The 10,982-nt window shown below is 66.4% G+C and carries 10 protein-coding genes; 5 read left to right on the forward strand and 5 right to left on the reverse strand.

From position 1 onward, the window contains the following. Together AC1DMG_RS15770 and AC1DMG_RS15775 are read right to left on the reverse strand one after the other, a co-directional pair. On the reverse strand, window positions 1-1,313 hold a 1,313-nt coding region (locus AC1DMG_RS15770), incomplete at its 3' end, for a chloride channel protein (protein ID WP_477180742.1). Window positions 1,314-1,486: 173 nt separating this feature from the next. Next, window positions 1,487-2,242 (reverse strand): YdcF family protein, encoded by a 756-nt coding sequence (locus AC1DMG_RS15775; protein ID WP_441603260.1) that lies wholly within the window; start codon window positions 2,240-2,242, stop codon window positions 1,487-1,489. 144 nt (window positions 2,243-2,386) lie between these two features. Here AC1DMG_RS15775 and AC1DMG_RS15780 point away from each other — a divergent pair, with 144 nt between their 5' ends. The 5 genes from AC1DMG_RS15780 to AC1DMG_RS15800 all read left to right on the forward strand — a co-directional run bounded on the left by AC1DMG_RS15780 (window position 2,387) and on the right by AC1DMG_RS15800 (window position 7,812). Next, window positions 2,387-3,820 (forward strand): lipase family protein, encoded by a 1,434-nt coding sequence (locus AC1DMG_RS15780; protein ID WP_441603259.1) that lies wholly within the window; start codon window positions 2,387-2,389, stop codon window positions 3,818-3,820. A gap of 146 nt (window positions 3,821-3,966) precedes the next feature. After that, entirely contained in the window at window positions 3,967-4,521 is a 555-nt protein-coding gene (locus AC1DMG_RS15785) for an RNA polymerase sigma factor (protein WP_441603258.1), read from the forward strand. Then, window positions 4,518-5,384 (forward strand): hypothetical protein, encoded by an 867-nt coding sequence (locus AC1DMG_RS15790; RefSeq protein ID WP_477180739.1) that lies wholly within the window; start codon window positions 4,518-4,520, stop codon window positions 5,382-5,384. The genes AC1DMG_RS15785 and AC1DMG_RS15790 overlap by 4 nt, the downstream gene beginning before the upstream one ends. Beyond that, a complete protein-coding gene (locus AC1DMG_RS15795) occupies window positions 5,377-5,973 on the forward strand; it encodes an IMPACT family protein (protein WP_441603256.1) in 597 nt (198 codons plus the stop codon). Before AC1DMG_RS15790 ends, AC1DMG_RS15795 begins: the two co-directional genes overlap by 8 nt. 69 nt (window positions 5,974-6,042) lie before the next feature. Then, window positions 6,043-7,812, forward strand: a complete 1,770-nt coding sequence (locus AC1DMG_RS15800) for an ABC transporter transmembrane domain-containing protein (RefSeq protein WP_441603255.1) — start codon at window positions 6,043-6,045, stop codon at window positions 7,810-7,812. 4 nt (window positions 7,813-7,816) lie between these two features. On the opposite strand, the gene AC1DMG_RS15805 is transcribed toward AC1DMG_RS15800, so the two are convergent. The 3 genes from AC1DMG_RS15805 to AC1DMG_RS15815 form a co-directional block, all read right to left on the reverse strand. Beyond that, complete coding sequence (locus tag AC1DMG_RS15805; RefSeq protein ID WP_441603254.1) at window positions 7,817-9,181, reverse strand: HdeD family acid-resistance protein; 1,365 nt, start codon at window positions 9,179-9,181, stop codon at window positions 7,817-7,819. A gap of 43 nt (window positions 9,182-9,224) precedes the next feature. Further along, on the reverse strand, window positions 9,225-10,403 hold the full coding sequence (locus tag AC1DMG_RS15810; RefSeq protein WP_477180740.1) for an MFS transporter: 1,179 nt from the start codon (window positions 10,401-10,403) through the stop codon (window positions 9,225-9,227). A 126-nt stretch (window positions 10,404-10,529) separates the two neighbouring features. Next, window positions 10,530-10,982: copper homeostasis protein CutC (locus tag AC1DMG_RS15815; RefSeq protein WP_477180741.1), on the reverse strand; the 453-nt coding region annotated here is incomplete at its 5' end.

Below are 10,982 nucleotides of genomic sequence, written 5' to 3' on the forward strand. Positions count from 1 at the left end.
GCCGTGTACTCGTCCGGCACGAGCACGCCGCGACGGACGATCTTCTCCGTCATGATGGTGTTCCGCATCAACAAACCCGAAACCAGGTATGCCGCCGCGCAGGCGCCGAGCAAGGGCAGCAGGCCGTGCGGCTGCTGGGTCGTCTCGAACGCAAAAACGACCGAGGTGAGGAAGGCGCGCGACGCCCCCGCGAAAATCGCCGCCATGCACACCAGCGCCGCCACCCGCGGATCCACCTGCAGCCATGGCAACCAGTCCACGCACAGCAGGCCGAGCACGCCGCCCATCGCACTGCCGATGGTGAACAGCGGCGCGAGCGTACCTCCGGAAGTGCCACTGCCCAGCGCCACCGACCAGGACAGCAGCTTCATCAGACACAGCGCGAGCATGCCGGCAAACCCGACCTGCCCGGCAATCAGCGCCGCGATATTGCCGTAGCCCACACCCAGCGTGGCCGGCATGAAGTAACCCACCACGCCCACCACCACGCCACCGATGGCCGGCCACCACATCCAGTGGATCGGCAGTTTCTCGAAGCCGTCTTCAATGGCGTAGGTGAGCTTGGTGATGCCGACGCTGACCACGCCCGTGACGATGCCCATGACGATGTAGGCCACCACGGCGCTGAGTGCCGGCGTGGCGATGGCGGGCATCGGGAACATCGGTTCATTGCCTTCCAGCAGGTAGCGAACTGCTGTGCCCATCACCGCCGCCAGCGCTACCGGAATCAGCGAACGCGCGCGACGTTCGAACAACAGCAATTCGATCGCCAGCAACACGGACGAGATCGGCGCGGAGAACACCGCGGCCATGCCTGCCGCGGCGCCGGCCGCCAATAGTGTCTTGCGCTCGTCCGCCGTGACGCGCAACAGCTGGCCGATCAATGACCCCAATGCACCGCCGGTGGCGATGATCGGTCCTTCGGCGCCGAACGGACCACCGGTGCCGATGGCAATGGCGGACGACACCGGTTTCAGCCAGGTGATGCGCGGCGGAATCCGGCTTTCATTGAGCAACACCTGCTCCATCGCTTCGGGAATGCCGTGACCACGAATGGCACGCGAACCCCAGCGCGCCATCGCGCCGACGATCAGGCCACCGACCACCGGCACCGCAATCACCCACAGGCCCAGATGATTGCCTGCCGGGCTGCTGAATTCCGTACTGAGGCGCCCGTAAAAAGCGAGGTTGGTAACCAGTCCGATCAACGCGGTCAGTAACCGCGCCACCAGCGCCACCGCCGATCCCAGCAGCATGGCGAGCAGACAGATCCACAGCACGCGCCGCTCCAGCGGACGAAATTGGCGCGGCATGTGCGCCGCGGTCAGCGTCCGATCCAGCGAAGGGGCAAGCGGAAGCGCCGCACGCGAGTGCGGATCGGTGGGCAGTTCGGAGGGCATGGAAGCGACCGGCGTGAGTAAGCCGCGCAAGGTTACGCCGATACGCGCTCAGTAGCTGGCTGGAAAATGAACGGCTATCAGGCGCTTCAGGCACCCAGCGGCGGCGCCTTCGGGGCATTCCAGCCCAGCACGTTGTAGACCCGGTAACGCAGGATGCCCAGGTACTCGTGCAGCGAGGCATCCATCAGCATGAAGTTCCACGAGTCGGGCGCCAGTTCCCTGCGCGCATTGACCCAGTCGCCGGCCACCGGCTGCGGCACGATGCCGAAGTGCGCGAAGTACAACAGCGATCGACGCAGGTGAATGCCAGAGGTCACCAGCACGATGTGCTGCGGCGCGTACTCGGCGAGGATCGGACGGCTGAACTGCGCGTTCTGCCACGTGCTCATGCTGCGCGATTCAATCGACAAATCCGCCGCGGGAATGCCGAGCGCGCGAAGTGCCCGGCCATACACCACCGCCTCGGCCTCGCCGTGGTCTTGCGAATCGCCACCGCTCACCACCAGGCGGCACTCCTTGCCGGCGGATTTGCACGCGCTATAAAGCTGGGCGGCACGCAACAGGCGACCATTGACGAAATAGGAAGGTTGCAACGGATGGCCTTCGTCCACCGCCGTGCCCGCGCCAAGCACCACGATGGCATTGCGCGGCGTCCACGCAATCGCCGGATCGACTTCGTATGGCGCTTGCAGCCCGTCGGAAAGCCAGCGTGGCAGTGCGCCGCAACCGATGCCGAAGAACAGCAGCAGGCTCGCGATCAACAGCGCGCGCGCGGTCTTGCGCCAGCGCAGGCGATACAGCCACACGATCAACAGCAGCAGCACGAACAGAACGGCCAGCATGCGGATTCCCCGCTCCATGGAAAGGCATGGCATCTTAGGGCCTTACGCTATGGCGAGGCGATAGCGCAGGGTCGATCGACCTGTCGCCTGGGGACACGCCAGCATGCTGGCGAGCGGACAATGTGACACCGCAGGGACCGGTACATGACCACACTCGTTTTCGTGCACGGCTGGAGCGTCACCAATACTTCAACCTATGGTTTGCTGCCACAGCGTCTCCAGGCGCAGGCCGCATCCGCAGGCATCGCATTGGCGGTGGCCGACATCTGGCTATCGGAATACGTGAGTTTCGATGACGTGGTCACCATGGCCGACGTCGTGCGTGGATTTGATCACGCCCTGCGCGACCTGCATCTGCACGACGCCAGTTTCGTTTGCATCACCCACTCCACCGGCGGACCCGTCGTGCGCGAGTGGCTTCGCGCGCAGCGGGAACGACCGCACGCCTTCAGCACGATCCGCCTGACCCACCTGATGATGCTGGCGCCGGCGAACTTCGGCTCCGCCCTCGCCCAACTCGGCAAAGGCGTGCTGAGCCGCCTGCGCGCCTGGGCCGGTGGCGTGGAACCCGGGCAACGCATACTCGACTGGCTGGAACTGGGCAGCAGCGAATCGCTGTCGCTCAACCTCGATCATATCCACGGCGATGATGCGGCCGAGCGCGGCCAGTTCCTCTTCGTGCTCACCGGCGACCGACCTGATCGATCGCTCTACGACCACATCAACAGCTATACCGGCGAAGACGGATCGGACGGCGTCGTACGCATCGCGGCGGCCAATCTCAATGCGCGCCACGCCGTGCTCGCGCGCCAGGGCAGCAGCAACGACGCAACGCTGGCCATCAATGCCACGGTCGCGCCGCGCACCGCGTTCAAGCTGATCCCGGGCGCAGCGCACTCCGGCCTCGGGCAAGGCGTGATGGCCGCCGCGCCGCAAGCGACGGTGGACGCGCTGCTCCGCTGCCTGCAGGTGCGCGACGTGGGCGGCTACCACCAACTGTGCGACGCCTTCGATGCGCAAAATGCACAGCGCGACGCCGAGCGGGTGGAAAAGGAGCCCGTAGGTCCGTTCTCGCCCCGCGTCCATATCCACGATCCACGCAGCATGCTGGTGGTTCGCCTCACCGACGAGGCGGGTGAGCCGCTGCTTGGCGCACGCTGGCTGTTCGAGGCCGGCCTGCCGCCGAACCCCGACTGGATGCCACAGGGTTTCATGCTCGACCGCCAGGCGAACAGCCGGCAGGGACACGTGATCACGTTCTTCCTCAACCATGGCTTGCTGGCCGGCACTGCACGCGTCGCCGACCCGGACAACAGCCGGCGCACCTTGCGTGCCGCCATGAGCGGGCATCGGCCCTATAGCGCGACGATCGAACCGGCTGATCTGGCCGGACTCGTGCATCACGCCATCGCCAGCTCGGCCTCCAGCGACGACCTGTTCCTGATCCTCGCCCCGCACCAGACCACCGTGCTCGACGTGGTGCTGCCACGCCACGTGCGCGAAGGCGTGTTCCGGCTCACCCAGCAACGCGAGCCTGAGGATTTCTCGCACCCTGTAGCAGGTGACGTCATCCCCTGACCTCCGGGCACGGCCAAACCCCAAGTGGCGATGGCCTGCGTTACATGGGAATGCAGCCACCTTTCCTGAACCCGACACTTCAATGGACGCCTGCCACTGACCCGCCTGCTTACCCCAAGCCCCGGTTTGGCTTAACCTCGCCGCCCATGGATGCCCCTGTGGACGACGATGCGACGCTGATGCTTGCCTATGCCAGGGGCGAGGCTGCGGCGTTCAATGCGCTCTACGCCCGGCACCGGGCCGCACTCTATCGATTCCTGCTGCGCGCGGCGCGCGATCCCCAGCTGGCCGAGGAGCTTTTCCAGGAGACCTGGAGTCGCGTGGTGGCCTCKCGCGCGCGCTATGTGCCGCAAGCCAAATTCACCACCTGGCTACTGCAGATCGCGCATAACCTGTTGATCGACAGCTACCGCCGCAAGCGCCCGCTCGCCACCGGCGAGGAAGCCGAGCGGGTATTCGAAGTAACCGCGTCACCGGAACGCGAACAACCCGAGCACCTGCTGTCGGAGTTCGAACGTCGCCGGCGTCTGCAGTTGGCGATCGAGCAACTGCCCGATGAGCAGCGCACCGCGGTGCTGCTGCGCCTGGAAAACGAACTGAGCGTGGAGGAGATTGCCGAAGTCACCGGCGTGGGACGCGAGACTGCCAAGTCGCGCCTGCGCTATGCCATGAACCGTTTGCGCGAACAGTTGGCCGAATGAATACGCACGACCACGACAACGACGCGCTGCCCGGCGAAGACGAGCTCAAGTCGCTCTATCGCAGCCTGCCGCGCAAGGAACCATCGCCCGCCCTCGATGGCGCGATCCAGCGCGCGGCGGCCGACGCCGTGCGCGCCGACAAGCGCAGCGGTGTGACGCGCTGGCCGGTAGCCGTTGCCAGTGTGGCCGTCCTGGTCGTGGCTGCCGGGCTGGGCTGGCGCATGGTGCAACAACCCGCGAGCGTGCCGCAGGGCCCTGCTTCGCGCGCTGTTGCCGTCAGCGCGGCGCCCGCATCCGAACCGGCGCAGGCGGCGTCCAGTCCAAGCGATGCGCAGGTCGTCAACACCCCTGCCGCACCCTTGGCGGCTGCAGCTCCGGCGACGCGCATCGCGGCGCCGACGGCAGCGAAGCGGGAAAACATCCGTTCCGCCATGAAGCCGAAAGTGGTGGCGCCGGTCGCCGCGACTGCGCAACCACCCACCTCCGAGACGGAAGCGGCACCGCTGGCAGCCATCAACGAGGACCGCATGGCGGCGGCGCCGCCGCCGGCAGCACYTGCGCCCGTCGCGCAAGCCGCCCCATCCGCTTATGCACCGCAGGCTGCGATGCGAGCCACGGCTGCCACCGGCGCGCTCAGCCAGCGCGCAACGGCGATGAAGGACATGTCTGCCCCCGCCGTTTCGCCGGACAGTACGGCAGCCAACGCGGCCGATACGCCAGCCCAAGAGCTGGAGAAGATCCGCCAGCTGTTCGCCCTGCATCGCCACGATGAAGGCGTGCAGCGGCTGACCACCTTCCAGCAGACACACCCGGACGTGCCCTTGCCCGACGACCTGCGAGCGCAACTGCCCGACCATGAGTGATCCGCTGCATACCCTTGCCGCTGCCTGCCAGCACAGCGAGGACATCAAGAAGAGTCGGTTCCTGGCCCAGGCGGCACCCGTACAGACGCCCGAACAGGCGCTGGCCTTCGTACGCCAGGTGAGCGATCCGGCAGCGACGCACAACTGCTGGGCCTACCGCATCGGCCAGGACTATCGCTTCAACGATGACGGCGAGCCGGGTGGCACCGCGGGACGCCCGATGCTTCAAGCCATCGAAGGCCAGGGTATCGATCGCGCCGTGGTGGTCGTCACGCGTTGGTATGGCGGCATCAAGCTGGGCGCCGGCGGACTCGTGCGCGCCTACGGTGGCACGGCTGCGGAGTGCCTGCGTCGCGCCGATCGCGTTCCCCTGGTTGCCATGGCGCGACTGGGCCTGCGTTGCGACTTCGCCGAACTGGCCTTGCTCAAGGCCCGCCTGCGCGAGTTCGACGCCGAGATCGTGCAGGAAAGCTTCGATGCGCAAGGGGTCGCGCTGGAGATCCAGCTGCCCGACAGGCATGCCGACGAGGCACAGGCGCTGGTCAACGACCTCAGCCGAGGCCGTCACCGTGCACGCCGCCTGGATTGAATCAGGCGCGAGTCGCCCCACCTTCAAACAGATGCGCCAGCCCGGCGCGGATGCCGACGACGAGAACTCATGAGCGAAACCGCCGACACTCAGCGCCCTGCACGTCGCATTGGCACCCTGATGCAGCTGTGGCCGTTCGTGCGACCCCATCGCGCGCTGGCCGGCGGGTGGCTGGTGTTTCTGGCGATCTCCTCGAGCGCCACGCTGGTGTTGCCGATGGCCGTGCGGCACATGATCGACCAGGGCTTTGGCCATTCCAGCCTCGCCACCATCAATGCCACCTTCCTGGGCTTGTTTGGCGTGGCCCTGGTGTTGGCGTTTGCCACGGCGGCGCGCTACTACTGCATCGCCTTGCTGGGCGAGCGTTCGCTGGCATCGCTGCGCTCTCAACTTTATGCGCATGTGATCCGCCTCGATGTGGGCTTTTTCGAGCGCAGCCGCGTGGGCGAACTTATCTCGCGCCTTGGCACCGACACCGAAGTCATCCAGGCGCTGATCGGCTCGGGCATCTCCGTGGCGCTGCGCAGCGCCGTGATGCTGCTGGGCGCCACAGCCATGATGGTCTGGACCAGCCCCCGACTGGCCGGCCTCACCGCGCTGGTGATTCCCGCCGTGATGCTGCCCATCCTGGTCTTCGGTCGCCGCGTGCAGAAGCTGTCACGCGCCAGCCAGGATCGGCTTGCCGATGCCGCGGCAGTGGCCAATGAAACGCTCAACGCCGCGCCAGCGGTCAAGGCGTATGCGCGCGAGGATATCGAAAGTGCGCGTTACGGCGGCGCCATCGCCCGCGCGCTCGCCACCGCCCGGCAACGCATCGGCATGCGATCGATCCTCACGGCGACCGTCATCGTGCTGTTCTTCGGCGCCATCGCGCTGGTGCTGTGGGCCGGCGCGCGTGATGTGCTGGCCGGCACGCTCGATGTCGGCGTGCTCGCGCAGTTCGTGATCTACGCGTTTCTCGCGGCCGGTTCGCTCGCCGGGCTTTCCGAGGTATGGGGCGACGTGCTGCGTGCGGCAGGCGCGATGGAACGCATTGGCGAACTATTCGAAGAGCGCGCAGAGATCACCAGCCCCGCGCAACCCACGTTCCTGCCTCGTCCGATGGAAGGCGCCTTGCGCTTCGAACACATCCAGTTCCATTACCCGTCCCGACCCGACGCACCTGCGCTACACGACTTCGACCTGAGCATTCGCCCCGGTGAGACCGTGGCGCTGGTTGGGCCTTCCGGAGCGGGCAAGAGCACGGTGTTCGCCTTGCTGCTGCGCTTCTACGATCCGCAGAGCGGACGCATCACACTCGATGGCATCGATCTGCGCGCACTCGCCCTGCCCGAACTGCGCGGCGCCATCGCACTGGTGCCGCAGGAAACGGTGATCTTCGGCGGCAGCGCGGCCGAGAATATCCGCTTCGGTCGCCAGGATGCCGACGATGAGGAAGTGCGCGATGCCGCCCGCGCTGCCGAAGCGCACGACTTCATCATGGCGATGGGCAAGGGCTACGGCGAGGAACTCGGCGAGCGCGGCGTACGCCTGTCCGGCGGCCAACGCCAGCGCATCGCGATCGCCCGCGCCATCCTGCGCGACGCACCGCTGCTCCTGCTGGACGAAGCCACCTCCGCGCTCGATGCCCAATCCGAAGCCGCCATCCAGCAGGCGCTGGAGCGTCTCGAAAAAGGCCGCACCACCCTCGTCATCGCCCACCGCCTCGCTACCGTGCAACGCGCCGATCGCATCGTGGTGATGGACGGCGGCCGCATCGTGGCCCAGGGCACGCATCAAAGCCTGCTGGCCGAAGGCGGTCTCTACGCGGAACTGGCGAGGCTGCAGTTCACTGCCTGAGGCATCACTCGATCGAGCGCTTGCGCTCAGCGTGAATGCTCGTTTTGTCACCTAATGACGCGGCGCTCATCGGCTCACCGCGACGGATCATCCGCGCGTAACGCCAGAAGCGTTTGATTGACGCGATCAACGTGTACCACCCCAGCGGCGTGGGATGGATGGCGGCCTTGAGTGCGCGGGCGTAATCAAGCACGAATCCCGGGGTCCAGGCCATAGCCTCGGCGCGCTTGCGCAATTGGGCGGCGACCCAGAGTTCCGGATTGACCATGGTTCGAAGGAAGCCGCGTTTTGCCGACGATCCTTCCAGCGCGGCCTCCAGACAATGCGCCACCGTGCTGCTGCAATTGCGGCTGGTCAGGTTGTACGTGGCGTCTTCGCGGTAGCGCTTCCAGAACGCCAGCAGGCGTTGGCGGTCGTAGCGATCAAAACGCACTTCCGCGTTCGATTCGCACCAGCCGGCGGATTCCTGCGCATAGCTGGGCTGGAATTTTCCAGGCACGTCGTTGATCGCAGTGGCGCGCAGCATGCGGGTGAAATCGCCGCTGGAGCGATCGATTTCGACAGCCGGATAATGACTGACGTACACATCGGGCGGGCACCCCAGCGCCGCGTGCCCCGTGGAAATCACTCCTTTCGCATCCACCGCAGCGATATAGCGATCCACCAGCGGCTGTGGCACGGCGTCGTCGACGGAGCCCGTCGGCGTCCACACGTAAACGACCAGGTCGCCCGCGGCCTCATCCAGCAGTTCGGGCGTGAAGCCCGCATCGGCAACCGGCATGTCACGCATCAACAGCCACGAAAGCACGGCATGATCGGGCAGTTTCTTCAGTCGCCAGGCCTGCCTGAACATGCCGCAGCCGGAGAGGAAAAGTCCCATGCCGATGCAGTACGGCACCGTGCCCGCGTAGAACGTCGGATACGGCTCGACCATGAAAACCGCAAAGCCCACCTCGAGCAGACCGGTGAGCAACGACAGCCGCCAACCGCGAAAGCGCACCACCAGCGCCGCTGCGATCCGGAAGATGCCATCGAGCAGGAAAGCGAGACCGAAGGCCATCGCCAGGATCACGCTCGCCGCATGATGCGGGTCGACGATCAACAAGCCGAGGATCAGGAACACTACGCCGCGCGCCTTGCGCAGTGCAGCCGAGGTACCGGGCCGGGGCGAGGACACTGCCAGCGTGACCACGGCCTCGACCACCAGCAGATAGCCGAACACGTGCACCGGGAAATACAGCACGTTGTCCAGCGCATCGATAAAGATCGCCACGCCCAGCGCCGCCCAGGCGATGCCCCCGATGGCCAGAATCAGCCAGCGCCGCCGGATGAAATCGCTGCCCAATAGAAGCAAGCCCAACTGCACCATGTGACGACTCCATCGTTCGAACCACGTGCGGACGCGGCGCCCCTCAGGTTTCGCTGCGCGACCTCGCAAGGAACACCGCAAACACCGCGCAACCCAGCGCAATGATGCCCGGCAAGCCGAACAGCGCATTCACGCCCATCGCTACGCCCGCGAGTGTCGGTCCCATCAGCGCGCCCAGGCCCCATGCCAGCCCCATCACGGCATAGACGCCCACCAGATCGTTGCCCTGGAAGCGACTGCCCACCATCGCCAGCATCACGGTGTAGATGCCCACGAACAGTCCACCCCACACGAACACCACGGCGAACGCCAGCCATGTCTCGCGCAACGCGAACGGCCAGAACAACGCCGTCAGCGCGGAAATCGCGGCCAATGCCAGCACCAGGCGCCGCTTGTCGACCTTGTCGGCCAGCCAGCCAATGGGCAGCTGCAACACGATGGCGCCGAACATCAACACCGAGATCAGCTGCATGGCACGCGCCTGTGTCCAGCCCAGCTGCGTGGCATACAACGAGATGAAGGAAAGTCCGGCAGTCTCTACCCCTGCATTGAGCACCGTGGTGGCCAAGGCAATCGGCGCCAGGCGCATATAGCGGAGGGGCTGCGCGCGCTCGGGCACACTGCGCCGGGGCGCCACCACCCAGGGCGGCAGGATGAACGCCACCGCCGCCAGCGCGATGGCCGCACCGGCGAGATAAGCACCCGCATCCACGCCCAGCACCGACAGCAAGGCCGGCCCCAGCACCATGCCCAGCGAGAGCGCGGCGGTATAGACGGCCATGGTGCGACCGCGTGCCTGCTCGGTGCTGAGCACGTTGGTCCAGGTTTCCGACATTACGAATAGGACTTCGGCAGCCATGCCGAGCACCACGCGCATSGGAAACCACCAYGYCACGTCAGTGACTCGTGCGAACGCAGCCAGCACGACGGCCGTGACCACCAGGGCCGCCACGGCCAGTGTCCGAGCGCCGAAGCGTGCGGCGAGGGTCGGCATCACGGGCGCGATCAGCAACACGCCCAGCGCATGCATGGCCGCGTTGAGGCCGATGTAACTGCCGGAGTGCCCGCTCGCCGCCAGGCTCATGGCGATCAGCGGGGCGGAGAGGCTATAGCTCAGGCCGAAGATGGTGGCGGCCACGATGACAGCCGCGGTGGACAGCAAACGGGGCCAGCGGCCCAGGAGGAGCGTCGCCGAGGCGGCAGTCTCCTGCGGCGCACTCATGGCCGCACGCCCGGCGCCGGGGCCGCTCGAACACCTCGCCTGCTCCGCTCATCCATGCCGTGGACTCTCTGGAGGAAGGGTGACGCGGTTCGAGCTTAAGGCGCCATCGGTCTGAATGACAGCAAATCAGGCCTTCGAGTGGAGCGCAGCAACCAGGGCGTGCACTTCATCCACGTCGCTGCGGACCTCGCCAGCGGCCATATCGGTCAAGGCCGGATTGCTCCAACGCATGCCCGACGGCAGCATGCCCTTGGCCGAAGCGTGGAGTTCCGATGCGCCGGTCGCCTTGGCAAGCTCAGCGATATTGGCGGCCCGAACACCTGCACCCGGCATCACCACGATGCGGCCGGCCGCCTGGTCGATCAGCTGGCGAAGCGTATCGGCCCCGTCGATGGCCGCTATCGCACCGCCGGAAGTGAGCACGCGCTCCGCCCCCAAGGCCACGACATCCTCCAGCGCCCGAGGCAGATCACGCGTCATATCGAACGMGCGGTGGAAGGTCACGCCCATGCCGCCCGCCGCTGAAAGCAGCGGTTTGCAGCGCGCCACATCGACGCGCGCATCGGCATCGAGCACGCC

The sequence above is a fragment of the Dyella sp. 01N36 genome (assembly GCF_056399745.1).